A 26,155-nucleotide genomic window follows, 5' to 3' on the forward strand; every position below is an offset into this window, starting at 1 on the left:
CAAAGTAAATTCTTAGATATTAACCAAATCTTCCAGATATATAATCATCTGTCCTTTTATCTTTTGGTGCATGGAAAATATCTATTGTTCTACCAAATTCAATAAGTTCACCATTTAAGAAAAAACCTGTCCAGTCAGAAATTCTTGCTGCCTGTTGCATGTTGTGTGTAACTATCACTATAGTGTAATACTCTTTCAGTTCAATCAGGAGCTCCTCAATACGAAGGGTGGAAAGAGGGTCGAGCGCTGAGGTTGGCTCATCCAAGAGAAGAATCTGTGGCTCTACTGCAAGTGCCCGAGCAATACAAAGTCTTTGTTGCTGCCCACCAGAAAGCGACAAAGCACTTTTTGAAAGCCTATCTTTTACCTCTTGCCAAAGTCCTGCTCTTATAAGACATTTTTCGACAATTTCATCTAATTTTTTCTTGTCTTTTACCCCATTAATCCTTGGACCATAAGCAACATTTTCGTAAATACTCATAGGAAAAGGATTTGGATGTTGAAAAATCATCCCAACTTTTTTACGAAGTTCCATAAGGTTGATACCATCTGCATAAATGTCAGTACCATCAATAAATACCTTTCCCCAAATCTTAACTCCGTCTATCAAGTCGTTCATTCTGTTTAAGGTTCTTAAAAAAGTAGATTTGCCACATCCAGATGGTCCTATTAAAGCTGTGATTGCTTTTTCTGGAATAGAAATGTTTACATTTTTGAGAGCTTGTTCATTTCCGTAAAAAAGGTTTAAATCAATTGTCTCTATTTTTGACTCCATAACCCATACAATCCCCTTTACACAAACCAACAATTTAAAACATTATTCTTTATTTTTCCGACATTATAATACCACCCTTATTTTAAATTCAAATTATATTGATGTTAAAGTTGTGTTAAATTTCACATTTTTTATTGTAAGTAACAAAGAAAGAGGCTCTCCATAAGAAAAATGGATAGCCTCAGTTGAGTCTATATAACTGTGTAAAAAGGGATTGAGCCACCTCTCACCGTCTGGTTAAAATAGAAATAAAGAAGAACCCAAAATCAAATCTCACAGAAGGAATTCAAAATGGCTCAATACAATATTACCATAGACTTGGAAATTTTGCATTACCTTTTTACAACAGACACAAAAGAGAAAAATTAGCTAAGTTATTATCCTCCTCAGCGGATTGGTAGAAGGTCAAAGCTTATTTCATAATCCCAGCAGAATTCTTATTTTTTCTTCCATTTCTTTCAATTTTTCTTTTGGTAATTGTCCTATCTTTTTTACAAGTCTTTCTTTTGAAATTGACCGTATATCTTCCGGTTTTGCAAACGATGTTTTTGCAAGTCCACTGTGTTCAGGCTGTATCTCTACATGCATGGGTATATTCTTGTTCTTGCTTGTGATTGGCACAACAACCACTAAGTCAGCAGGACATGAATTGAACTCATCAACAGAGATTATTACTGCTGGTCGAACACCGCTCTGTTCATGGCCCCGTGTAGGATTTAAATCTACAAGCCATATTTCTCCTCTTGTAGGGTTCATTTTTCAATCCCATCCTGCAACGTGCTTTCCCACAGCTGCCTTTCCTCAATTTCTTCCTGCCATAGTTCTCTCTTTTCTCTAAGAGCAGAAAAAGCTTCCGCAGTTGCTGAAAGTAGAACTTTTCTTTTATACTCTGCAAGAGCCTCCTGAATTATCTTCTGCATTGGTTGATTGAGCTGCTGAGAAAGTTTCTTTAATCCTTCATATGTTTCAACATCCACTCTTACTGTTGTGGTTTTGCTCATCATAATTATCACCCTGTAGATTGATTTATCTACTTAATAGTATACCATATTAGAACGAGTTTCATCAAACCAAAAACTTGGATTTAATTAAGCAGGAGAGTTTTGCATCAAATCTTACATTTCTAATATAAAGTAGTAGATTTAGTAATATATGAAAGAAGGAAGGCTTGAAGGAAAAATAAAAGCAAAAATTGAGATAGCAAAAACATGATATTGGTATGAACAGAAGATAGTAACATATACAATCCTTTTCGCGAACCAATATTTCGAAACATTTCTTCTTTTGACATTATAATGGCGCCCTCATTTTAAATTTAAATTATATTTACGTTAAAGTTGTGTTAAACTTAGTATTTTATATTGTAAAAATTATAAATGCAAGGGGCTGTCCAAAAGAAAAGTAGATAGCCCCCGTTGCTAAAATTAAAAGATATTAAAGTCCAAAATAGCCTTCACTTCAAAATAATCATCTTAATCTATCTCACAGTCTCATCATACTCCCAGCCCATAAGGTCATACAGTTTTCTTCTTGAGACTTTGTCATTGTCAAGTTCTTTTTTAGCAAAGCTGTAAACATCATATGCAAGCTCGCGTGGAACAACCACAACACCATCGCCGTCTGCAACAATCACATCGCCTGGTTTTATTAAAACCCCTTCGATATTCACAGGAATATTCATTGCATCAAACTTTAGTCTTCCAATCACCGTCTTTTGTGATACAAACTTCGACCAGAAAGGTATCTTTTGGATTATCAGCTCGTCTGTGTCGCGCGGCCCACCATTTGTTACATACCCGACAGCTCCTCTTGAAAAGCCGTCCAGTGAGTTGTTCGAACCCATCAGCCCGGCATCAACACCGCTCTGGTCTATGACAATAAAATCTCCTTTTTGAATCTCAGAAATCCAGGGATATGGGCAGATGTTTGTATAGTAATACCCACACCACTTTTCATACTCCTGCGGTGTCATCTTAGGAATTTCTCCATCGTATGGTAAGTATCTTACAGTCTTTGCAATCCCAACTGCTTTTGTTCTGAAAAGTGGCTTTATTGTGTACGGAAGACTAAATCTGTGATGTAAAAGAAGATAATCAAGACCATCTCGAACATCAGCAACTCTGAGCTGTGAAAACATCTCAATTAGCTCCAAATTCTCTCTTTGGTCAAACATTGATTTTTAACCACCTTTCAAAAATACTTTTATTCTTGTAGAAGGTTTATAAAAGAGATTCCTTTTTCATCTGGAATTCTCTTTAAGTTAATATCGTCCAATTTCAAAATTAAAACTTCTGCAAGGTAAAGCACAATGCTTCCATTTTCTAAATGCCCGCTATAAGTGGATTTGAGGTCTGAGGCAACAAAGTGGATGTGCGGTTGAAAATCCACCACAAGCCCTTGCATACTTGAAAGCTCTATAGGCCCCTGCACCTCTAAAAACTCATTTGTTGGATTCGGCTCAACTGTTGTGACCCTATGATACACAAGCTTTTTAAGCGTCCCTATGCCGCTTACAATACAGCCGTTTTTAATCCCCTTTTCTCTGACAAAATTTTGAATTGATTCAAGCAAAAGCTCGTCTGGTTCAAGGTTCAAAATGAAAATAGAATGGACATTTTTACTCTCTTTATTGCAAAATTTTGTACAGTATTTTAAATTTTTGTAAGAAAACAAAAGTGCCCTGGGAAATAAAGCCACCCAGGGCCCATAACTTTTATGCTAAAATGTCTTTTTATCCTGCAAGCTCTTCTTCTTTTTCGAACTGGCTGTAGTAAAGCTGAGCGTAAAAACCGCCTTTCTGCAAAAGCTCTTTGTGCGTGCCCTGCTCAACAATGTCGCCATGGTCCATGACCAAGATGAGGTCTGCGTTTCTTATTGTTGAAAGTCTGTGCGCTATTATAAACGATGTTCTTCCTTTCATGAGATTGTCCATTGCTCTTTGTATCTGGATCTCTGTCAAAGTGTCAACAGAGCTTGTCGCCTCGTCAAGTATCAAAATCTTTGGGTCTTTGAGGATTGCCCTTGCAATTGTTAAAAGCTGTTTTTGCCCTTGAGAAATATTTGTTGTCTCCTCATTCAAAACTGTGTCGTACCCTTGAGGCAATGTCCTTATAAAATGGTCAACGTGTGCAAGCTTTGCAGCTCTTATTACTTCTTCATCTGTGCTATCTGGCTTGCCATAGCGGATGTTGTCTTTGATTGTGCCATTGTACAGCCATGTGTCCTGAAGCACCATGCCAAAAAGTGACCTCAAATCCTCGCGCCTAAATTCCCTTATGTCATGACCGTCTATCAAGATGCTTCCGTCATTGACATCATAAAACCTCATCAAAAGCTTTACAATTGTGGTCTTCCCCGCACCTGTCGGACCAACAATTGCAATCTTCTGCCCAGCTTTGATTTTTGCTGAAAAGTTCTTTATAACAACTTTGTCTGGCCTGTAGCCAAACTTGACGTTTCTAAACTCTACATCTCCTTTTATGCTGTCAAGCTTAATCTCCGGATTTGGTGTATCTGGCACTTCTTCCTCTTCTTCTAAAAACTCAAACACCCTTTCAGCACATGCAGCTGTCTGCTGCAGGATGTTTGATATGTTAGCAATCTGGGCAATTGGCTGTGTGAACGACCTTATATACTGGACAAACGCCTGAATGTCGCCAACCTCAATTGCTCCTTTTATTGTAAGATAGCTGCCCATGACAGTCACAACAACGTATCCAAGATTTCCTATGATGTTCATAAGCGGCATCATGACGCCTGTCAAAAACTGTGATTTCCATGCAGCTTCATATAACTTGTTGTTAAGATTATTGAACTTTTCTATACTCTTTTTTTCAGCATTGAAAGCCTTGATAACAATGTGACCACCGTAAACCTCTTCAACATGACCATTCACATGCCCTAAATATTCTTGCTGCTGCATGAAAAACTTTTGTGACTTCCCAATTATGAGCGCAACAACTGAAAAAGAAAGAGGGATTATAAGCAGTGCAACCACGGTCATCAAGACATTTATGCTCAGCATCATTACCAGCGCGCCGATAACCATCGTTGTTGAGGTTATTATCTGTGTGAGGCTCTGATTTAATGTCTGTGTGAGTGTGTCAACATCGTTTGTGATTCTTGACAATATCTCACCCTGGTTAGTAGATTCAAAGTACTTCAGCGGAAGTCTGTTAATCTTTTGTGATATCTCTTTTCTGAGCCTGTAAGTGAGCTTCATCGAAATGCCTGACATTATCCAACCCTGGATGTAACCAAAAAGTGCACTTACAATATACAGTCCCAGCAAAATCAAAATGATTTTACCAACGTACTCAAAGTCAATGCCGTTTCCTGTGCCGCTTATCTTGCTCATGATGCCTTCAAATATCTTTGTTATGGCTTTGCTGAGGATTTTAGGTCCTGCGATTGAAAATGCAGCAGATAACATTGCAAGAACCATCACTGCAACAAGTGAAACCTTGTAAGAAGATAAATACCTTATGAGCTTTTTCATAGCAGTTTTAAAATCTTTGGGTTTTTCACCCACAAACCCCGGTCCCATAGGTCCCGGGCCATGTCTTCTTGGTCTTCTTAGATGCATTTGAGAAGGTGCACTCTGTCTTTCACTCATGAAACTGCCTCCTCTGGAAGCTGCGAAAGCGCAATTTCCCTGTAAGTTTCACAGCTCTTTAGTAGCTCTTCATGCTTGCCAATACCGACAACTTTGCCATCTTCAAGCACTATTATCTGGTCTGCGTGAAGCAAGGTTGCAATCCTTTGAGATACTATTATTACAGTTTTATCTTTTAGCCTTTCTTTCAAAGCTCTTCTGAGCTTAAGTTCAGTTCTAAAGTCAAGAGCAGAAAAACTCTCGTCAAATATATAAATATCAGGATTTTTAACAAGCGCTCTTGCAATTGAAAGTCTTTGTTTTTGCCCACCTGAGACGTTAGTTCCACCCTGCGCAATCTCTGTATCAAACTTCTGTGGTTTTTCCTCTATAAACTCAAGTGCCTGAGCAATCTCAGCAGCCTGCTTTAAATCTTCATCTGTTGCAAAGTGGTTGCCGATCTTGAGGTTTGACCTGATTGTACCGCTGAAAAGCCAGCTTTTTTGTGGCACATACCCTATTTTTGCTCTCAAATCTTCCAGTCTCACCTTTTTGACATCAACTCCGTTTACCAAAACCTCTCCTTCTGTTGCATCATAAAACCTCATGATAAGGTTTACAAGTGTGCTCTTGCCACTTCCTGTTCTTCCAATAATTCCAACTGTCTGACCAGGCAGGATTTTAAAGTTTATGTTGTGCAAGACATATTCTTCTGCACCGGGATATTTGAAAGACACGTTCTTAAACTCTACCATCCCTTTCATATCCTCTTTGAACTCTTCAGGCTTTGCAGGGTTTTTAATTGAAGGCTGAGTTGACAGCACCTCTTCAATACGTTTTGCTGACACAGCTGCTCTTGGCACTAAAATAAACAGCATGGAAAGCATCAAGAACGCAAAGATTATCTGTATAGAATACTGCATGAACGCAAGCATATCGCCAACCTGCATGCTTGAATTTTGAATATAGTGTGCACCTACCCACACAATCAAAAGCGTAACACCGTTCATGATAAACATCATGGACGGGAAAAGCACTGCCATTGCCCTGTTGACAAAAAGACCTACTTTTGTAAGATCCTTGTTTGCCTCGTCAAACCTCTCTTCTTCAAACTTCTGGGCGTTGAATGCCCGAACAACCATGATACCAGACAGATTTTCTCTTGCCACAAGGTTTAGCTTATCTATCAGCTTTTGCATAATCATGAACTTTGGCATTGCAATGGCATACAAAATCATGATAAGCCCCAGAAGTACAATCACAGCAAGCGCAATGATCCACGACATTGAATGGCTCTTTGAAAGTGCTTTAAGCACGCCTCCAATTCCCATTACAGGTGCAAAGAATATCATTCTGATTGAAATCACAAGAAGCATCTGAATCTGCATGATATCGTTTGTTGTTCTTGTGATGAGTGATGCTGTTGAGAACTTGTCAAACTCCTCAATCGAAAAGCTCTCAACTGTAGAAAACACATCTTTTCTCATATCCCTTGCAACGCCTGCTGCAGATTTTGCAGCAAAGAAAGCAACTAAAACGGTTGAGATTGCTGAAATCAATGTCAAAAGAAGCATCAAAAGCCCCATCTTGATGATATATGAAGTCTGTATTTTGCCTATGTCTATGCCAATTTTCTTGTACTCATTTTTTATTGCAGAAGCTGCTGCCTGAACTATCATGCTGTCTCCAAGCGATGCAAACTTTTTGTTAATCTCCTGCTGAATCTGCATAACCTGTTGCTGTGGAAGCTGTTTTAAGATAGCAAAAAGGTCTACCCCGGCTGGTATTTGCCTGCCATTAAAGTTAAAACTTTTGCCTTTTGCACTTGACATCATCTTTTCAATGCCAGCTACAGCCAAAATCGCCCTGCCCAAATCAACATTTACCTTATCAATCTTGTCCTTTTCTTTTGTCTTTAATACATAGACATCCTCTTTGGACAAAATGGGATACTTTTTAAGATACTTACTGTAATTGTGAGAGTCTTTTGTCACAAGCTCATACATGCTCAAAATATCATCTTTTTTATTCTGCGGAACAAACAAAAGCACTTTTTCCATGGTAGAGCTTCTTATAGCCTCAGGTACTGCATTTTCGATACCGCTTTGCTGTATCCCAACATTTACTATCTTTGACATGTAATCTGGCAGTGTGAGTTCGCTCATGGCTTGAATAAATACAAACAAAATTGCTGCTAAAACAAGTAGTGTGTAAGGTTTAAGATACTTTGCTACTTTTTTCAACTTGCAATCACCCTTTTTTGTTAGATTTTTTGATTTATTGCCTTTCTAAAATTCTCTTTAGAGTTTCAAAACCTTCAAGAACCTTGTCTATCTCTTCCTCTGTTGCTCTGCTGAGCAGATTTTCAAACTGTTTTTCTGCCCCTTTAAAGTGTTTTTTTAGACTATCTTTGAACTTTTGAGTTGTCTTAACCCACACAACTCTTCTATCTTCTGTGCTTCTCTCTCTTTCAACAAATCCCTGCTTTTCCAACCTGTCAAGTATACCCGACACTGTGCTGTTTGAAAGACCAAGAATGCTGCTCAAATCCCCCACTTTCATCTTACCGTTCTTATCAAGAATACTCATCGTCATCCAGTGAGAGGCAGGTATCTCAACATCATCACCCCTGTACTTCAGAGCATCCCGAACCTTGATGGACACCTCTTTTAAAAGCTTCAACAACCTAATCTTTTTCTCTCTTAATTCCATTAACACCACCACATAGCAAATTATTTCGCGTCGAATATTTCTGATACGAATATTTTGAATGCGAATTATATTTTACTCCCTCAAAAGAATAGTGTCAAGTGGGAAAATTTTTCACAAAACAAAAAACGGCTGAAAAGTTCAGCCGTTGTACTTCCAACAATGTTTTATTTTTCACATAGTTATTTTAACTATATAGCAACATAGTTGCCTCCTTTCTTCTTAGCTTCGTACAATTTTTCATCTGCACTTTCAATAAGCTGGTTTACATTTGAGATTTTCTCAGATAACATTGCAATACCAAAACTTGCAGTAAATACTATCTTGTTAGGACCATAGAAAAATTCTGTTTTGGCAACTTCTCTTCTTATTCTCTCACCTACGTTATATGCAGCAATCTCATTTGCATTTGTCAAACACACTAAAAACTCATCTCCACCATATCTTGCAACCCAATCACTTTCATCTCTAATGTTTCTTTTTATAATTTCTGCAAACTTTATCAGTACATTGTCACCTGCAATATGACCATAAGTGTCATTAATATTCTTAAAATTGTCTAAGTCAGAAAGTATTATGCTCAAAAATTGGTTGTTAGATATAGCCTTCAATATTTCAACCTCTAATCTTTCTTTTATAAATCTTCTATTATAAACTCCTGTGAGTTCATCTATAACAAATATTTCATTTAGCCTATTAACTTTCTTATAAGTTTCTGTAGTATTATTTACATCTATTCCTTGAATTGTAAAAAGGTCGGTGACATCTTTTATAAATTCAATTACATATTCACCTTCTTGAGTTGAGATAGGTACTGTTGTTATCATAAAGATAGTGCTACCATTATATTCAACTTTGAAAAACGATTTGTTTTCATAATACGACCTAATAGCAATACAATTTTTGCAAATCTTATTTTTCTTCCATAATTCATAACATGTTTCTTCAACATTACTTATTCCTTTTTCATTTATCAACTTAGCTGTCTTTCTCAGGGGGTCAACGATTCTTACCATATCATACATTTTTGAAAGTACCAAAAGGTGCTCCAAAAATGACTCAAGTTTAACTTTTTCACCCATAGTTTTATTCACCTTTTTTAATATATATTTCAAATTTTTTGTTCAAACTACAAATTCAAAACTCCCGTCTGCCTTTTCACTAAAAAAATCACCATAGCTCAAGCTAAAAATCTTAGATAAATCTCCTTTATCCAACTTTTTCGATAAATTATATTTTCCCTCTATCAATTTGCCCATAACCCCTGCACCAACTATATCACCTTGAATTATTGCTCCATATAAAATCCCATCTTTGTATATAACCTTGTAGTAATAATCTTCACCTTCCAATGCAACTACCTCATAAGTGTTGTCAGGAGCTTCTGGATAACCGTAACTTATAGTAGGAATGCCAAAAAACTTCATGGAATACTTGAAGCCAAAATTATTTTCCATAGGTTTACAAAAACCTGCCATGTTATAACCTGCTATTTGTCCCTGTTTAACTGCTAATGGCCATATAGGAGCAACTCTATAACTTCCCGAAAAAGTCTCATAAGACTGGCATACATCCCCTGCTGCGAATATATCTGGGTCGTCTGTTCTTTGATATTCATCTACAATTATTCCGTGTTCTATTTTTACTTTTCCCTCTTCTATATCTGGAAACGATGGTCTGACTCCACTGGCTATAACCAGCATGTCAGTGTAAATAAAATCTCCATTTGAGAGTATGAGACCAATAGTGTTTTGTCTTTCTGAGTAAATTATTTGTTTAACCACTTCTCCTGTGACGATCCGAACACCATGTTTTTTAAACAGAGCTTCATACCTTTTTGCAGCTTTTTTATCTAACTGCTGAGGAAGTATATGATCTTTCATCTCCACTACAAAAACCAAAATTCCATATTCTCTGAGGTTTTCGGCCACCTGCAGTCCTATAAATCCTCCACCGACAACTACCGCACTTTTGCTATACTTTGCTGCTTCTTTTATGTTTATAGCATCCTCAATATCCCTTAGCACAAATACTTTCCCTGTTTTCAGCGCTTCATTTAAACCATCTATGGGAGGCACAACTGGACAAGAACCAGTGGCTATTAATAGTTTGTCATATTCATATGTCCTTCCATCACAACATACAATTCTTTTTTTGCTTGCTTGTATATTTTTTATAGTAGTATTTTTTATCCAATTGATATTGTTTTCTTCAAAAAAGTTTTCATTTATGAAACTCATCTTGTCAAAGTCTTTTTTACCACCAATAAATTCAGGTAATAAGCAACGAGAATATATCTTATTGTCTTTAGAGATAACTGCTATATCTGCATTGTTGTCAAGATTTCTGAGGGTCTTTGCACAATTTATCCCTGCAGCACTTGCACCAATTATTACGTATCTCATTTTTACAATCCCCTCACTTCATTTAAACCTCAATGAGGTAAATAGCTTTTGTAGGACAGCTTTCTACGCATGCAGGTGTTTCTCTGTCAAAGCACATATCACACTTTAAGGCTTTCTTTTTATCCTTTGTGGGCTTTATCATCCCATACGGACATGACATTACACACATAAAACAGCCCGCACACTTTTCCTTGTCAACTGTCACATACCCCGTTTTTTGGTCTTTCGTCAAAGCTCCTGACATACACGAAAGAACACATTCAGGAGTTTCACAGTGACGACAAGAAAGGGGAATAATTTGTCTGTTATGATTTATCACAACTTGGTTTGCAAAGTCTATATCCTGCCTTGTAATATCCAACTCAAGTACTGATTTAAGTTTTTTCTGATGCACTGCACATGCTAATATACAATTTAAACACCCCATGCACATCTCTGGATTTATAAAAACTCTTTTCATTTGCTATCTACACCTCTTTTTTAGATACCCAACTGTCTTCTTCTTTCATTCACAATAGCCTCAAGCTTATCAGCAGATGATTTAACATCTCCATCAATTATCAGCATTCCTCCTGTTATGTCAGAAAGCTTTTCTGTTAAAATTTCTGTAACAAGACTGCTACCTGTTATAAACGGTGGAATTGAAAGATGCAAAGGCAATCCAAGCGCAAGCCCAAAAGCCCCATCTGCCAGTGCTTGTTCTTCGAGCCATTGTGGAGCTGACAATACCAACGGCAACTGAGGAATGTCTATATTTAATGTTCGTGCAAGTTCAGCTGCAACCATTTCAAGCCTTCCAATGGCAAGACAAGGACCAAAGTTCAATACAGGAGGAATGTTTAGCTTTTCACATACTTTTCTGAGTTTTTCTCCCGCCATCTTTTCTGCACCTTTTGACATAAATCCACAGTTTTCAAGTCCACCACTTGTGCATCCAGCAGAAAGAACAAGAATGTCCCTTTTTATCAATTCTTTTGTGAGCTCCACAGTAAATACATCGTGCCCAAGAGAAGTAAGATTTGAACATCCAACAATGGCAGCTATTCCTTTAATTTCACCTCTTGCAATGAGGTCAATAAGTGGTCTGTAATCTCCTCCCAAAAATTCTCTTAAAGAATCTTCGCTTATTCCTGTCAACGATTGGTCAAATCCATGGTCAACAGGTATGTCTATCTGGACTTTGGTCCTTCTGAGTTTATAACTTTCCGCAGCTTCATTTAAAATTTTCTTTGCAATCTCATAGGCATTTTGAGGAGAATATTGAACAAGTTCAGCATTTGATTTTTTAGCAACATCATCAAGACACATCATCTTTACCATGTACTTCTCAGCAATAGGCTCAAGGCCGGGAATTGTACAATTAAATTCAGAAACCACAAGATCTATAGCACCTGTCGCTAATACAGCTTCGCTTGTGAAGTTATTTCCTGCATGGCCACAAAACACAGAATTTGAATGTTCACCTCTTAGTTGAAAGTCTTGTCCGACACAGGTACATCCAATAATTCTGAAACCTTTTGCACCAACGCTTTGAGCTAACTGTTCGGCCTCTTTTTGATTTATCATTTCCATAAGTGCCCAGAAAAGAGAGTGCTGGTGTCCAGTTGGCATAATGTTTATATAGTCAGGATCAATCACTCTAAATCCTACAGGAGCTGTTCTTATAACAGGCTCACCCATAATTATGTCATTGAGCATATTTGTCAATATAAGACCATAAAGACCTGTTGCAATTCCCAGTCTAAGTGCATGCATTAGCATATCAACAGGATCGCTTGAAAGATTGGTACTTGTTTTGACAAGTGCATCAAAAACTTCTGACTTTGCTCCACCAGGCAATAGATTTAGCTCTTCCCATTTTTGATATCTTGCTGGATATGATAAAAATTTCGTTAATTCCATCTTCTTCCATCTTGGTTTGTAAAGGTCTTCAAGAACCATCTGCGAAATTTGCAAGGCTAATTCCTTTTCATCTCTATTTGGCACATTCAAAATTTCTGCAAGCTTGTGTAAGGTTCTTTTACCCTTGAAAGATACACTATTCTGAGCCATTTGCTTGAGGTTTTCTGCTGTATTTTCTACAACATGCAAATAACATGCAGCTCCTGCCGCCACAGCTCTTAAGAAATTTCTGGCAACAATGGTGTGTGCATCAGCTCCGCATACACCCCTTTTCTGGTCAGGAGTAATTCTGCAGGGACCATTTGCGCATAGCCTACAACAAATTCCTTGAATTCCAAAACCACATTTGAGACTCTGCGGTCGAACACGGTTAAAAGATGTTTCAAGATTTGATTTTTGTTTAACAAACTTTTCTAATTCTTTATCAGCAATTTCGCAAAATTCTTGCACCTTCATTTGTCAAAACCCCCTCTTCAGTATTAGTAGTATATTGTGAGACTAACACTTCATCTTTGTGAATGTATACTAATTTGGTATACATTTATTCAAAAATAAAGATAGAAACTAAATTAGTTTCCATCCATTGATACAAGTTTATCAAAGGTATACTTTTCCAGTTCGTCAGAAACTTTTTCCATTACAGAACAGAAAGCTTTATGAACAGCACAATATCCTGTGGCTTTTTTATTGCACGCCAGAGGATCATAAAGGCACCGTGTCAGTGCCAAAGTTCCTTCCACTGCTATTATTACATCTTTCATAGTAATCTCTTCCGGTTTTTTAGCTAAGGTATAGCCACCATTTTTTCCTCGCACAGATTCTATTATTCCTGCTTTTACAAGATCTCTGCTTATTTTTAACAGAAATCTTTTGGGGATCTTTTCTTCTTGGGCAATTGTATCAGCCTCTACTACCATCCCCCTTTTCTTTGAAAGATGCAATACCATTCTCAAAGCATAGTCTGCTGCCTGTGTAAGTTTCATATACTCACCCTTGTTTTTAAAGTATACTATTTTGGTACACTTATTTATTATATTAAACGTTCTCCTTCGAAATGTCAATATTTTTAAAAAAATTTTATCCTCTTTTTTCAAACCCAATCAAAGCTGCACCCAGCGCACCTGTTATTTGAGGTTCAAAAGGAGTAAAAAGTTTTAGCCCCAATCTTTTTTCAAGTTCTGAAAAAATGCCTTTGTTTTTTGCAACACCACCTGTGAAAATAAAGTCTTCTTCAGCCTTTACTCTATTTACAAGTGAAATTATCTTAGTTGCAACAGCTTTATTTATAGCTCTTATTATATCTTCTCTTCTTTTCCCTTGAGCTACCAGGCTTATAACCTCTGACTCTGCAAACACTGTGCACATGCTTGAAATTGTCAGATCCTCTTTTCCTTCTTGCCATTTTGAAAACTCTTCAACTTGAACCTCTAAAACCCTTGCCATATATTCTATAAACCTTCCTGTACCAGCTGAGCACTTGTCATTCATGACAAAGTCAACCACATTGCCGTTTTGGTCTATTTTTATAACTTTACTGTCCTGCCCACCTACGTCAATTATGGTCCTTGCAGATGGAAAAAGAAAATGTATCCCTTTTGCATGACAGGTAATCTCTGTAACTTGAAGGTTGGCAAATGGTATGCTAATTCTGCCATAACCGGTTGAGACAATAAAACCAATATCTTCTATTTTCAAACCAGCAAGTTCACAAGCCTTTTCAAGGGAAGACTTGGCACTTTTTATAACATCAAATCCTGTTTTTGTGACAAAATAGCTTAAGATGTTTTTGTTGTCATCAATAATCACAACTTTTGTGGAGGTTGACCCACTGTCAATGCCGGCAAAATATTTTTTTCGGCCTTGTTTTTCCATAGATTTTATTTGAGGCTTTTCTATTCTTTCTATAAATGCCTCAATGCGTGTTACAATCTGCTGAGAAAGTTCTTGAGCATAATCCACTTCAATTTTTAAAATGTTTTGCCTATCTTTTATCTTTGCATATTCAAATGAGTAAAAATCACAAAATTTTATTGTGTCATAAATGATTCCTTTGTAATGATTCTTGTTTAATAAATCCCTCTTCATATTCATTCTCATACATGGCAGAAGGCTTAAAAGAATTCTTGCATAGTCCTCAATACTCCCATCAAACTTATTATCTTGCAAACAAGTCCTCAGTCCTGAACAAGTGAGATTCAACACCCTCCCTTTTGACAGTTCAGTAGCTACCTTCACAATATCTTCTCTTGCATGTGCTCCTAAAATTGCTATTTCACATTCTTCACTTTTGTAATTGTTAGTAAGCTTTCTTACTTCTCTTTCGAATATCTCCCTGTCAAATTCTTTTTTCAGATAATGCGAAAGCTTCTCTTTAAACCTTTTTAGCTCAAATGAGAAATATTCAATTGACTGAGGCAAATCCATCCGCGGAACGTCAATAATATCTATAAATTCCATTTTATCTTTTAAAACGTCATAAACTCTTTTCATGCTATCACAGCAAGCTGTCAGAACAATTCTTTTTATATCATTTTGTAATATGTACTCCAAAACTGCCTTGCTAAAACTGCAAAGATTTGTGTGTAAAAACCTTTCCGCATTTTCAACCGAAGCTACTTTCGGCTCTAACTTATAAGCTTCTTCACCAAAAGCTTTAATCAGCTCAACGGGAGTGTATTTGCAGACATAGGCTATCATTCAGCTCCACTCTCCTCATTTGACTCTCTCTAAAAATGCTTCAAGCCGAGTTCTTATCTGTCCCTTGCTATTGTTCTTCTTGTTAACGCAATCTACATCTATAGAGGTAAATGGAATACCAAGAGTTTCAATGTTCGATTTTAAAAGCATTGAGCATCCTATAGACTGTTTGCATCCCATCTGGCATATCTGCAAAACTCCATCTGGCTTTAAAACTTCTATTAAAGTTTTGATGTGCTCAAATCTTCTTTTAAAATCACCATTATATGGATTTTTCAAAAGTTTTTCGCAAATTGCTTCTATTGGGTCTTGTTCGTTTATTTCCTCTAAAAAGTCGAAATTCAGGTCCATCCCAAGGACATTTATTTTGTTGCTGAAATTGAAATACTCTTTAAAATTTTCTTCAAATATAGGAAGTGTGTGTATAAAGAAAATACTTTTACCGTCTCTTTCTTCTGAGTTTTTCAGGTCATCAACAAACATCTGATAAAACCTCAAAGCCTGGTCAGTGCCACAGAACACATGCGAAGGATAGAGCATAAACATCTCAAATGTAAGTGTGGTTTTAATGTTTTTTGTTGCCCTCAGTTTCAGGCTTTCTTTTATAAGTTTTTTTGTTACATTTTCTTTTTTTATAATCTTAGCTAAATAGTCAAGATTAAGTTTTCGACCTGTCAGCTTTTCTATGGACTTTATCATACTGCTCAGCTGTGCTTTTAAATACTGCCTTGCCTCTTTGGAATCTTCAGATGGAACATCTAAAAAGAAAAATGGCAGTTTTAAAGTCTCAGACAAAAATCTAAATGTATTTAGGTTGGCATCACAGATACTTGAAGTTGCAACCAAAAATTTTGGCTTTTTTAAAAGATTTGAAATTGCAGCACCTAAAAAAGCTTTGTGAAAAGTACAAAAGCTTTCGCTTATTCCCTGGCTTTCTACTCTCAAGATGAGCTCGTCTTCCACATCAAGTCCTGATAAAAACGCAGAAATTGCTTCAACAAAGATGGGATTAAAGCCAAAAGCAAGTAAAATTTCACTTGGAGCAAATAGATTTACCCATACACTACTTTTGCTTGCAATTCCTTTGTAAGTCCAATCAAAGACCACTTCATGCAGATATTGAAATGACCTTGGAAGTCTTTTGTCTGGAAAATACTTAACATAGTTTTTCCCAATCAATATCCCACTTTTTAAAAGCCAATATCCGTTTTTGTTGTTTTGAATCAAGCTATTTAATAGCCTGCTATAAAGCATCATGTAACTCATCTTTATCATCCACACATACAAAAGGTTTTATATTCTTTATAATTCTATTAGGTTTTTAAGTCAAGCACATTTACAGTGCTTTTACTACTCATAAATATGCAGAGTTTTAGAATTTAATTGCATAAATTATCATTTTGACTAAAAGTCATATCCGTCGACCTCAGGTGCAAATTTTTAAGAAGCTTATTTGTATTCGATTTCAAGTTTGCAGGATGTGGGTTTGAATGTATTTCTGGCAGCAACTGGATAGACGAAAAGGCTTGAAAGGCTTTTCCTATTTGATGTAGCTGGGTTTGTGTTGATATTGAGGTGATGTATTAATATAAAAACATTGACAGTGGTGCATAAAGTTGATATAATAAAATCAAGCTTTTCAACCTGTTTGTAGCCTCCCCTTTGGGGATTGAAACACCTCCTCGTTTATCAGAATTTCACCCATAAGCTCAGTTTGTAGCCTCCCCTTTGGGGATTGAAACGTGCCAGGAATAATATAAGCTGGGTCTTTACAAATCATGTTTGTAGCCTCCCCTTTGGGGATTGAAACGTGCCAGGAATAATATAAGCTGGGTCTTTACAAATCATGTTTGTAGCCTCCCCTTTGGGGATTGAAACTAAATATCATCCCCTTTGATGATGTATATGAAGCCTTGGTTTGTAGCCTCCCCTTTGGGGATTGAAACAATTTGTTGGTACAAGGGGAGTGCCACCTAACCTTGAGTTTGTAGCCTCCCCTTTGGGAATTGAAACAAATAAAAACCCTTGGTATTTTATTAATTTTATAATGTTTGTAGCCTCCCCTTTGGGGATTGAAACATATGAATGCTTGTCATTGTCCTGCACCTTCTTTTGTAGTTTGTAGCCTCCCCTTTGGGGATTGAGGGCGGGGTGTGGAGTTTGTAGCCTCCCCCGTCGGGGATTGAGGAAGGAAGAAAAGAATCTCTCCTTTGGGGATGGTGAAAAAAAGGAATTTGTAGCCTCTCTGCTTGGAACAGAAAGCAAAGGGGTGTTGTGGTCTTTTTAAACAGTGATTAAAAGTTGAAAATCTATTGAAAAGCGGAATGTAATTAAAAATAGAAACAAAGTAAATATATGGTAGGGCGAAAAGGTTGACGCACGTCCTAAGGTTTTTTATAAAATTAAGATATATTTGATTTTTCGCAAGAGGGTGAAGATATCAATTGTTGGTCCAAAACGCTAAAAGCGAAAATCCTATTAAATTTAATGTAGTAGAGAAATTTGTAAGCATCGAAGGGGAAGGTATCAGAAGCGGATATCCTGCTGTGTTTGTGCGGTTTGCAGGATGCAACCTTAGCTGTTCTTGGTGCGACACAAAGTATGCAACTGAAAATCCAAAATATGAGCAAATTGATATTGATACTCTTTTGAGCTTTATAGCTTCAACCGGCATCAAAAGAGTTACTCTCACAGGTGGAGAGCCTCTTATTCAACCGTACATCTACATATTGATTGACAGGCTCATTTACGAAGGATTTGAGGTCAACATTGAAACAAATGGGTCCGTCAGCATAAAGCATGTACCGAGAGATGCCATAATCACCATGGACTACAAGTGCCCATCAAGCGGTATGGAAGACAGGATGATTGTCGACAACATCAACTTTCTTGGTCAAAAAGATGTGCTCAAGTTTGTCGTTGGCACATATGAAGATTTAAAAAGTGCAGAAAGAATAATAAAGACATTCAAACCAAGGTGCAACATCTTTTTCAGTCCAGTTTTTGGCAAAATAGAACCAAGGGAGATTGTAAAGTTTTTGCTTGAAAATGAGCTTTTTGACGCAAGGCTTCAGCTTCAGCTTCACAAGATAATCTGGTCACCAGATGCAAGAGGGGTGTGAAAAATCAAAGGGTTGCCAAGAAGTTTTTATCCGCTTTGGAATTCATCGGTTTTGGCAACCCTTTTAGTTTTCTGTATTTTGGTTTGACAGCTTTACAAATCTGCAAAACGAACACACCTCTGTTGTTGTGACCTGGCCGCAGATGCTACACTCTCTCAGTTCAAGCTTCTCTTGAGCATCCTGAAAATGCCTTCTTCCCTTTTCAAGAAAGCTTGTTATAAAGCGCTGTTTTGTCCCCGGGCTTTCCTCTTCAAGCCTGTTTAAAACCTCTTTGTACAGGATTGACCGTGCACCAACAGCATGCGGACATTCATCGTGCAAAAATTCTATCTTGTTTATAAGAACATAAAACAGGTTTTCACGCTCTGTGAGAGTATAAAGCGGCTTTACTTTTTTTACAAGCTTTGGATGGGTGGACTCCAGCACAGGTGACTGTCTTGCCAGATACCCTTCTTCCCATGAAAGAACGTTGCCCAAGAGTGTTGCTGCCTCATCGTCCAAGTTGTGCCCTGTTGCAACTGCAGAAAACCCACCGTCATATGCTACCTTGTTAAATAGATATCTTTTTATAGACCCGCAAACAGAACATGTGCTTCTTTTTAAAAGCTTTGAAAGTTTGTATATGTCAAGCCCGTATTCTTTTTTAATATCCTTTACAATAAGCTCAAGACCGTTTTTTTGCGCAAAGCTTTCCACAACCTGCTGTGATTTGTCAGAATACTGGCCAATTCCAAGGTTTATATACATCCCTGTGACATTGTACCCTTCGCTTGCCAATATGTGCCACAGCGCCATGCTGTCTTTCCCGCCGGAGATTACCACCAAAACCTTGTCCTTTTTGTCAAACATCCTGTGTCTTTTTATGTTTTTCTTGACCTGATTTTTGTAGTAATACAAGAAACATTCATGGCAGAAAGCTGCGTTGTGTCTTTTGAGATGAATGACACCCTTTTTCTTGCATCTTACACACTTCAACTTACTTTCCATCCCCTTTCGCTATTTAGCCGCCAGAGACAGCAGAAATTATCTCAATGGTGTCGTTATCGCTAAGGACATCGTCTGGCGCAACTATCTCACCATTTTTAATAAAAACATTTGCCTCTAAGCTTATCCCAAGCTCTTTTGCAAGGCTTAAAGCACTCTTTGGCCCCTTGACTTCAATCTCTTTGTTTTTGCCTACAAATATCACCTTCACTGACGCTTCTGCCTCCTTTCAAAGACTTAAAACCTTTTAGGTTTTGCAAAAACAATTATATCACAAATGTTTAAAAATTAAATCTGAAATGATAAAATATAATGAGACTCTTTTTGATGGAGCTGAAAGCTTTAAAATGTTTTTCATAGGAATATTCGGGATTGAAGAAAAAGCAAAGGCTATACGGCAAATAGAAGTCAGCATGTGCCCTTTTTGCACCAAAAGAGGCACACATACGTTGTTTAAAGTGTACAGCTACTTTCATTTCTTTTTTATACCCATTTTCAGATGGAATGTGCGATACTTTTTGCAAACAAGCTGCTGCAATCGGGTTTATCTTATAACAAATGCCCAGCTTGCCCGCGACTTGGAAAGAGGAGAGAATATACCAATAACCCTGGCAGATGTTGAGCTTTTCAGAAGATTTGAGCAGGACTTTGGATATGAAGATGGACGGTCAGATTTTTGCCCGAACTGTCAGCGAAGGGTTTCTAAAACCTTTTTGTACTGTCCGTATTGCGGCAGCAAGCTTGAATAAATTTTTCAAGGAGAGTGATTTTAAAATGAAAAAATGTATTGTTTCAAATGATGCTCCAAAACCAGTTGGTCCGTATTCGCATGCTGTGCAGGTTGGAAATTTTCTTTTTGTCTCAGGCCAGCTTGCCATAAACCCAATGTCTGGGAAAATAGAAGGTGACGATATAAAAGCTCAAACACAGCTTGTCTTCAAGAACATTGAAGCTATTTTGAAAGAAGCTGGATTTTCTTTTGAAGATGTTGTAAAAGTAAATGTATATTTGTCCTCACTTGAGGATTTTGCAAAGTTTAACGAAGTTTACTCCACAATCTTTACGCAGAATTACCCTGCAAGAACCACGGTTGAGGCAAAGCTTCTGCCAGGTGCGTTGGTTGAAGTTGACGTTATAGCAGCAAAGGAGTGAAAAGCTTGAAAAAATGAGAGCAGTTGTGGTTTTATCTGGCGGTGTGGACTCAACAACACTTCTTTATGACGTTAAAAGTCAAGGCTATGAAGTCTTTGCAATAAGCTTTTTGTACGGGCAAAAACACTCAAAAGAGCTTGAGTTTGCAAAAAAAACTTGTAAGCTTCTTTCTGTCCCTCACAAGATTGTGGATATCTCATTTTTTGCAGAGCTTGCACCATCTGCACTCACAACGCCTGACTGGAACGTGCCAGAAGGATATTACACCGATAGCACCATGAAACAGACGGTTGTTCCAAACAGGAACATGGTTTTGCTTTCTATTTCTGCAGCATATGCTATATCGCTTGGCGCAAAAAAGCTGTTTTATGGCGCGCACGCAGGTGACCATCCCATATACCCTGACTGTCGCAAAGAGTTTGTTGAAGCAATGAAAAATGCACTATATCTTGCCGACTATATAGGTCTTGAGCTTGAAGCACCATATGTTGATATGAAAAAAGAAGACATACTTAGAAGAGGACTTGAACTTGGAGTAGACTACAGCCTGACATGGTCATGCTACAAGGGTGGTCAAAAAGCCTGTGGCAGGTGCGGAACTTGCACAGAGCGAATTGAAGCTTTCAAAAAGGTTGGCATGAAAGACCCCATTGAATATGAAATTGAGATTGATTGGTAAAAACAGAAGGCTGGTTTGCCATTATTTCAGAGCGCAACCAGCCTTTTGTATGTCTTGAGAGTGCTTATCACCGCAGATACCTCAGCGGATTTTGTGGCACGCCGTTCTTCCTCACTTCAAAGTGAAGATGAGGACCTGTACTTCTACCAGTTGAACCGCTTTTGGCAATAAGCTGCCCCTTTGCAACCTTTTGCCCAGGACTTACCAAAAATCTGCTCAAATGCCCGTAATAAGTTTGATAACCATTTTGATGGTTGATAATAATAAGCTTGCCGTAACCACCTGACCACCCAGCAAACTCAACAACACCACCGTCTGCTGCATATACATTTGAACCCCACGGAACAGCAAGGTCTATCCCTTCATGAAATTCTCTTCCTCTGTAGCCAAATCGCGATGTAAGTAGCCCCCATACAGGATACGAAAATCTTCCTGTTGCAAAATATCTTGGAGGTTTTTTTGTTCCAACAACTACAATCCTGTCAACTGGCCTTTGCAAAATCTGCTGGGAAAGTATCTTTCTGTCATACTCAAGACCGTTCATGTACACAATCTTAGCTTTTATCTTTGCCCTTCCATCTTTTCCTTCCTGCTTTACAATAGTCTGTGTTGTATAATAGTTTTCAGATTTTATAACTTTTACTTGCTTGGGCAGAATATCTTCAAACTCAACTTCTTTTTCAAGCACAACATTGATAAGCGGTGTCATCTTAGAAAGTTTTATCTTCTGCCCTGGCATTATCTTTTCACTCAAGCCCGGGTTTGATGCAAATATATCATCCACAGAGATATCGTATTTTCTGGCTAAGTCCCACAGTGTATCTCCTTCTTTGATAGTATACTCTATTACCTCATCTTTTCCAAACATTATTTTAGTAAGCGCCTGGTCCTCAGTTGCAACAAAGACGCTTGGTTTTACATACACAGGCTTTATCTCAACCTTTTCTAAAAATCTTGCAGATGCTGCCTCATTTTTGTAATAAACGCTTTTTAGTTTAAGCAAGACTTTTTGTGGTATCTGAGGATTTTCAAATACCATGTAAGCTTTTGAGTTCACAAAAAGCGCATACCTTTTTACAAGCACAACACCTTTTTCTATTATGGTGTTTTTAAGGTCATCCAAACTTGTACTTTTATACTGGCCGGGCGGAATTTCCTTTAGCTGAGGTTTGTTTTGAAAAACAAATTGGTCTGTTCTAAGCTTACTTGAAATTTCTTCTTTCAAGTTACTGAAAAGTTTTTGGGCCTCTGTTTTGTCCTTTACATATCCTACAACGCTTCCATTGAGTAAAACTGCATAAGCTTTCTGGTATGTAGTTGGAATTCTATGTATGGCAAAAATCATAAAAATCATAAATGCCAAAGTAGCAGATATCTTTAGCTTCAGCATACCTTCCTTTGAATTTCTTATATTGCCAATAAACCTCAGCCCAATAACTATCCTTAATATCTCCTCTAATATACTTTTTAGAGGATTTTTTCTGAAATGCTTGTGAGAAAAAATAAAGCTTTGTGGTTTATTTTTGAAAACGCGGGCTTTCTTAATTATCGTCGATTTTGCCTTGGAAGATATAGCTTTCCAAAATCTATGTAAATAACTATTATTCTCCTTCTTAGTTGTTTTTTTATCTTTTAATTTTTTCTTTTCTTTTTTTGCATCTGCCAACACAAGAGGTTTTTCAGGTTTTATCGATGGCTCTTTTAAATTCTGTTTGAATTCATTATCCCTTGTATCTTTTGAAACAAACCTTGCTTTCTTTTGGTCCAAAACGGTGGCTGTGGCAGATGTTTTAGATTTTGCAATGTTCTTTGCCACAAGAACACCCCCTAGCTAACAAAAAATAAAAGGGTATTTAAATTACCCTTCTATATAATTTATACTATGTTGAATATGCAAAATACTATACTTCTATTTTAATTAACATTGTTTGAGATGTCAAAACCAAAAATTGAATAGGTAATATTTGGCAATTATCTTTTTATTATAAATAGCTTTATAGAGCATTTTATAAAAATATAAAATCTTTTCAAACAAAAAAGAAAATCCAGAGATTCGTTTTATATTTATCATCTATTTTTTCCAGACAGGGACGCTTTCCAGTCTAAACCTGCCTGTAAAAATGAATAAAAGCAAGGCTTGGGATTACAGTTTTTATCCCAGAGATATAAACACTGTTTGAAATTATTGTACAAAGGATAATCGTCACAGATACCAAAAACAGTAACACAAGTTATGTTGCAGGGACCTCCATTATCTGTGTCTTCCTTTAACAATAATTTCATCATTTCATAGTATCTGTCCGCCTGTTTCTTAAGATTTTCAGGTGTGCGATTACTTTCATCTCCTTTTATCTCAAAATTCAATTCAGTAATATGAATCTGTAAACCCAATTTTGCATACATTTCCAGTGTCTTTTTAAAACTTGAATCTGTAGCATCAGAATCTAACTCAGGGAAATCCAAGCCAACTGTGGGTTGAAGACCTAACCCGTCAATTAATCCTTTTTCTTTGAGTTTCTTGGCAAGATTATAAATGGCTTCTCTTTTTGCAGGAAGAAAAACATTGTAATCATTGTAAAACAGCGCTACATCCTTTTCAGCATATTTTCTTGCATAGATAAAAGCTTTCTCTACATAGCTTTCCTTCATGATGGTATACCAGTTGTTGTTATTTTCTCGCCAAGTTCCGTCATCCTCTATGGCTTCGTTAACCACATCCCAGCAATAGACAACACCAGGATAATTTTTCTGACAAAACTCCATTACCTGTTTGATATAACTTTCCAGTCTGCGTTCCATAGTAGCAGCATCTACAAGCGGTTTCGATACATCATAGTCTTTGTGGAAAAACCATTCTGGAGTCTGATTATGCCATACTAACACATGTCCTCTCATTTTTATACAATTTTCCTTACAAAATTGTAAAGCAGGTATGCAGCTATCAAATTTACACACTGGCATTCCATCTTTACTGGCTTTTGTAGCTTCATAATCTAAAAGGTATTGAGGTTTCATCAAATTAGAGAGGGTAGTACTGTTAAAGTGTTTCTTCAAAATTGCAGCCATACCAGGGTGATTGATAGCAGCAGTTTCAACAGAATAACCGTTAATTGCTGCTCCAACTAAAAAATAGTCTGCATATACATCCTTCAATGCATAATCTTTCATAACTTTAGTTCCAGAATTATTCTGAGTTTTCTTTGACTCATCCTGCACGTTTCCATCCTTTTCAATCACTTTTGACCGCCCCCCTGAATTTGTTTTGTCCTCACGTTCCTCTATCCTGCTAAGGATTCTCTCAACAGTGTTCTTCTGATCTACAGGAGACTGAATTGAACATGAAGTGAGAAAGAAAATCATCCCTATACCTAACACCAGAAATGATAGGATACCCATCCATTTCTTTTTTACTTTCATTATTTTCCCTCCTTATTTACCAAAAACACTTATAATAAGCACTTTCAAGCACTTCATTAAACTTCAAAAAAAGCCTAGTCTTCCTCCTCATAGTTGCAGTAAAATATGTTTTTATGAAACAAATACGTTGCTATGAGGAGGGTCTAAAAAGGTTAAAAAACAAACCTGACTGTTCTATCTTTTTAGCTTTAATATCACTCAGTTTTAATTGTAACTCCCAGAACTGAATGAGGTAAAATGTTTAACTCAAATGTAAGCTGGTTGTCATCCGTAATCCACCATGAAACTTCTTCTTTCTTTGGTTTTGAGGCTTCTATTAATTTTTCAATTTGTTCTTTATTGAGATATTCAGGACTGCCCATTTCAATCCACTTTCTTTTTGGATTTGCATTATACTCATCTATTCTCTCTACAGATATTTCTTTGCACCCTTTAAGTCCTCTTATAGTAACATTTATACTTACACTGTTTATAGGAGATAATGGAACATTATGATTCGACATAACAAGGATTATTTCTCTGTCATTCTGAACAGCTATATAATCTACAGTTGGACTTTTATCTTCTACCTCTGTGTCTATTCTATCTCCATTTAGTTTATTTAAAATTTGAAATGCTCTGTATGATGGCTTTGGTATACCATGAATATTCAAAAGTCCAAATCCCCCATGAAAAGGTAAGGAGCTCTGCCCGCATTCCTCAAATATGTCTGTGAACGTCCAGTAAGAATAACACCCTAAAGGCAAATCAATAATGTCTATTATAGTCTTTACAATAAATGCCGCATCATAGGGAATGTCATGGTATGGGTCCCGTGGACTTGGTGAGTTATTCCACTCAGTATAGTACAGAGGCAACGGTGAAGCCTCACTCAAAGCCTTCCTTACCCTATCAGCCAATTCCCCTCGATTTGCTTTTGCCATAGCCTCTTCCATGTTTGAACTTGTGCTAAAAGCCAAATCTGTTGGATATTGGTGAGTTGAAATAAAATCTATTGGAACACCATTTTTTATACAAAAATCTTTTAGTTCAGGTATCCATGCATCTATTGCAGTAGCTGGACCACCAACTTTTAGTTCAGAATCCACTTTCTTAATCGCAAATGCTGCAGATTTATAAAGCTCAAAATATTCTTCCATTGTCCCTGCCCAAAAGAAGTCTTTTAAATTTGGTTCATTCCATACTTCAAAAAACCATTCCCTCACTTCATTTTTGCCGTATCTCTTAACAAGATGCCTTGCTAACTCTTCAATAAGCTCTCCCCATTCCTCATATGACTTTGGTGGAGTTATATTGCCTTTATAGTGAAAAACTGTCTTTGTCCCGGACGCTAACGCCTCAGGCATAAAACTCAGCTCAATGAAAGGCTTCATCCCAATATCCAATAAAAAGTCAATTATGGAATCAATATTGAAAAATGAAAACCACAACTTGCCTTCATCATTCCTGAAACATACACTCATATCATCGTTGAGCCAGCCGTGAAATCTGACGTATTCAAAACCAAGCTCTTGTCTGCATTTTTTAAGTTGATTTCTCCAGTCTTCTCTCAATGCAGTAGCAGCGTGACAGCTACCCACACATTTTGTCCAAAATTTGTTTATTTTGTGGAGTTTATTATCGGGATAAATGGTTATTTTCATAATATGCTGCACTCCTTTCTTATTAAAAAAGAAAGCTAGAATCTTTATTATTTTTGCACTCATATTTTAAACGCTA

Annotated in this window: 24 protein-coding genes and 1 CRISPR repeat array; of the genes, 4 read left to right on the forward strand and 20 right to left on the reverse strand. The window is 37.1% G+C overall.

Going from position 1 to position 26,155, the window contains the following annotated elements:
* Nucleotides 1-19: 19 nt before the first annotated feature.
* From pstB to OTK01_RS12350, 15 genes are all read right to left on the reverse strand, one after another.
* Nucleotides 20-775, reverse strand: coding sequence for a phosphate ABC transporter ATP-binding protein PstB (pstB, locus tag OTK01_RS12280; RefSeq protein ID WP_029227822.1), 756 nt, complete (start codon nt 773-775; stop codon nt 20-22).
* Nucleotides 776-1,192: 417 nt separating this feature from the next.
* Nucleotides 1,193-1,531, reverse strand: coding sequence for a type II toxin-antitoxin system PemK/MazF family toxin (locus OTK01_RS12285; RefSeq protein WP_014043189.1), 339 nt, complete (start codon nt 1,529-1,531; stop codon nt 1,193-1,195).
* Nucleotides 1,528-1,779 carry a ribbon-helix-helix protein, CopG family gene (locus tag OTK01_RS12290; RefSeq protein WP_029227823.1) on the reverse strand — a complete coding sequence of 84 codons (252 nt, stop codon included), beginning with the start codon at nt 1,777-1,779 and terminating at the stop codon, nt 1,528-1,530. The genes OTK01_RS12285 and OTK01_RS12290 overlap by 4 nt, the downstream gene beginning before the upstream one ends.
* 473 nt (nt 1,780-2,252) lie before the next feature.
* Nucleotides 2,253-2,948 carry an RraA family protein gene (locus tag OTK01_RS12295; RefSeq protein WP_029227824.1) on the reverse strand — a complete coding sequence of 232 codons (696 nt, stop codon included), beginning with the start codon at nt 2,946-2,948 and terminating at the stop codon, nt 2,253-2,255.
* A gap of 29 nt (nt 2,949-2,977) precedes the next feature.
* Nucleotides 2,978-3,472, reverse strand: a complete 495-nt coding sequence (locus tag OTK01_RS12300; protein WP_232841644.1) for a PPC domain-containing DNA-binding protein — start codon at nt 3,470-3,472, stop codon at nt 2,978-2,980.
* 34 nt (nt 3,473-3,506) lie between these two features.
* Entirely contained in the window at nt 3,507-5,390 is a 1,884-nt protein-coding gene (locus tag OTK01_RS12305; protein WP_029227826.1) for an ABC transporter ATP-binding protein, read from the reverse strand.
* Nucleotides 5,387-7,612: an ABC transporter ATP-binding protein gene (locus OTK01_RS12310; RefSeq protein WP_029227827.1), complete on the reverse strand. Its 2,226-nt coding sequence runs from the start codon at nt 7,610-7,612 to the stop codon at nt 5,387-5,389. The genes OTK01_RS12305 and OTK01_RS12310 overlap by 4 nt, the downstream gene beginning before the upstream one ends.
* 34 nt (nt 7,613-7,646) lie before the next feature.
* Entirely contained in the window at nt 7,647-8,081 is a 435-nt protein-coding gene (locus OTK01_RS12315) for a MarR family winged helix-turn-helix transcriptional regulator (RefSeq protein ID WP_029227828.1), read from the reverse strand.
* A 188-nt stretch (nt 8,082-8,269) separates the two neighbouring features.
* Complete coding sequence (locus tag OTK01_RS12320; RefSeq protein ID WP_029227829.1) at nt 8,270-9,160, reverse strand: GGDEF domain-containing protein; 891 nt, start codon at nt 9,158-9,160, stop codon at nt 8,270-8,272.
* A 42-nt stretch (nt 9,161-9,202) separates the two neighbouring features.
* Nucleotides 9,203-10,483, reverse strand: coding sequence for an NAD(P)/FAD-dependent oxidoreductase (locus OTK01_RS12325; RefSeq protein WP_013431598.1), 1,281 nt, complete (start codon nt 10,481-10,483; stop codon nt 9,203-9,205).
* A 22-nt stretch (nt 10,484-10,505) separates the two neighbouring features.
* Nucleotides 10,506-10,943, reverse strand: coding sequence for a 4Fe-4S dicluster domain-containing protein (locus tag OTK01_RS12330; RefSeq protein WP_013431597.1), 438 nt, complete (start codon nt 10,941-10,943; stop codon nt 10,506-10,508).
* A gap of 20 nt (nt 10,944-10,963) precedes the next feature.
* Nucleotides 10,964-12,841 (reverse strand): anaerobic carbon-monoxide dehydrogenase catalytic subunit, encoded by a 1,878-nt coding sequence (gene cooS, locus OTK01_RS12335; RefSeq protein ID WP_029227830.1) that lies wholly within the window; start codon nt 12,839-12,841, stop codon nt 10,964-10,966.
* A 113-nt stretch (nt 12,842-12,954) separates the two neighbouring features.
* Nucleotides 12,955-13,368: an RrF2 family transcriptional regulator gene (locus OTK01_RS12340; protein ID WP_013431595.1), complete on the reverse strand. Its 414-nt coding sequence runs from the start codon at nt 13,366-13,368 to the stop codon at nt 12,955-12,957.
* A 94-nt stretch (nt 13,369-13,462) separates the two neighbouring features.
* Nucleotides 13,463-15,082, reverse strand: a complete 1,620-nt coding sequence (locus OTK01_RS12345) for an acyl-CoA dehydratase activase (protein ID WP_029227831.1) — start codon at nt 15,080-15,082, stop codon at nt 13,463-13,465.
* Between the two features lie 15 nt (nt 15,083-15,097).
* Nucleotides 15,098-16,348, reverse strand: coding sequence for a 2-hydroxyacyl-CoA dehydratase subunit D (locus tag OTK01_RS12350; protein ID WP_013431593.1), 1,251 nt, complete (start codon nt 16,346-16,348; stop codon nt 15,098-15,100).
* Nucleotides 16,349-16,728: 380 nt separating this feature from the next.
* Nucleotides 16,729-17,229: direct repeats of the CRISPR family, unit length 30 nt; unit sequence GTTTGTAGCCTCCCCTTTGGGGATTGAAAC.
* Between the two features lie 330 nt (nt 17,230-17,559).
* On the opposite strand from OTK01_RS12350, the gene queE reads away from it, so the two are divergent.
* Nucleotides 17,560-18,204, forward strand: coding sequence for a putative 7-carboxy-7-deazaguanine synthase QueE (gene queE, locus OTK01_RS12355; RefSeq protein ID WP_029671898.1), 645 nt, complete (start codon nt 17,560-17,562; stop codon nt 18,202-18,204).
* Between the two features lie 63 nt (nt 18,205-18,267).
* On the opposite strand, the gene OTK01_RS12360 is transcribed toward queE, so the two are convergent.
* Together OTK01_RS12360 and OTK01_RS12365 are read right to left on the reverse strand one after the other, a co-directional pair.
* Nucleotides 18,268-19,179, reverse strand: a complete 912-nt coding sequence (locus tag OTK01_RS12360; RefSeq protein ID WP_014043197.1) for a TIGR00269 family protein — start codon at nt 19,177-19,179, stop codon at nt 18,268-18,270.
* 25 nt (nt 19,180-19,204) lie between these two features.
* Nucleotides 19,205-19,399 (reverse strand): MoaD/ThiS family protein, encoded by a 195-nt coding sequence (locus tag OTK01_RS12365; protein ID WP_013431589.1) that lies wholly within the window; start codon nt 19,397-19,399, stop codon nt 19,205-19,207.
* Between the two features lie 136 nt (nt 19,400-19,535).
* Between OTK01_RS12365 and OTK01_RS12370 the strand changes: the two genes are divergently transcribed.
* From OTK01_RS12370 to queC, 3 genes are read left to right on the forward strand one after another with little or no spacing between them, the layout of a single operon-like run.
* Nucleotides 19,536-19,937 (forward strand): zinc-ribbon domain-containing protein, encoded by a 402-nt coding sequence (locus OTK01_RS12370; protein ID WP_029227833.1) that lies wholly within the window; start codon nt 19,536-19,538, stop codon nt 19,935-19,937.
* 25 nt (nt 19,938-19,962) lie between these two features.
* Complete coding sequence (locus OTK01_RS12375; RefSeq protein WP_029227834.1) at nt 19,963-20,340, forward strand: RidA family protein; 378 nt, start codon at nt 19,963-19,965, stop codon at nt 20,338-20,340.
* Nucleotides 20,341-20,353: 13 nt separating this feature from the next.
* Nucleotides 20,354-21,019 (forward strand): 7-cyano-7-deazaguanine synthase QueC, encoded by a 666-nt coding sequence (gene queC, locus OTK01_RS12380; RefSeq protein ID WP_029227835.1) that lies wholly within the window; start codon nt 20,354-20,356, stop codon nt 21,017-21,019.
* A gap of 67 nt (nt 21,020-21,086) precedes the next feature.
* Here queC and OTK01_RS12385 read toward each other — a convergent pair whose 3' ends face one another.
* The 3 genes from OTK01_RS12385 to OTK01_RS12395 form a co-directional block, all read right to left on the reverse strand.
* On the reverse strand, nt 21,087-22,835 hold the full coding sequence (locus OTK01_RS12385) for a M23 family metallopeptidase (RefSeq protein ID WP_029227836.1): 1,749 nt from the start codon (nt 22,833-22,835) through the stop codon (nt 21,087-21,089).
* A 251-nt stretch (nt 22,836-23,086) separates the two neighbouring features.
* On the reverse strand, nt 23,087-24,436 hold the full coding sequence (locus OTK01_RS12390) for an endo-1,4-beta-xylanase (protein WP_029227837.1): 1,350 nt from the start codon (nt 24,434-24,436) through the stop codon (nt 23,087-23,089).
* Between the two features lie 194 nt (nt 24,437-24,630).
* Nucleotides 24,631-26,079, reverse strand: a complete 1,449-nt coding sequence (locus OTK01_RS12395; RefSeq protein WP_029227838.1) for a GH39 family glycosyl hydrolase — start codon at nt 26,077-26,079, stop codon at nt 24,631-24,633.
* Nucleotides 26,080-26,155 lie beyond the last annotated feature (76 nt).

The sequence above is a fragment of the Caldicellulosiruptor acetigenus genome (assembly GCF_026914305.1).
GTDB lineage: Bacteria > Bacillota > Thermoanaerobacteria > Caldicellulosiruptorales > Caldicellulosiruptoraceae > Caldicellulosiruptor > Caldicellulosiruptor acetigenus.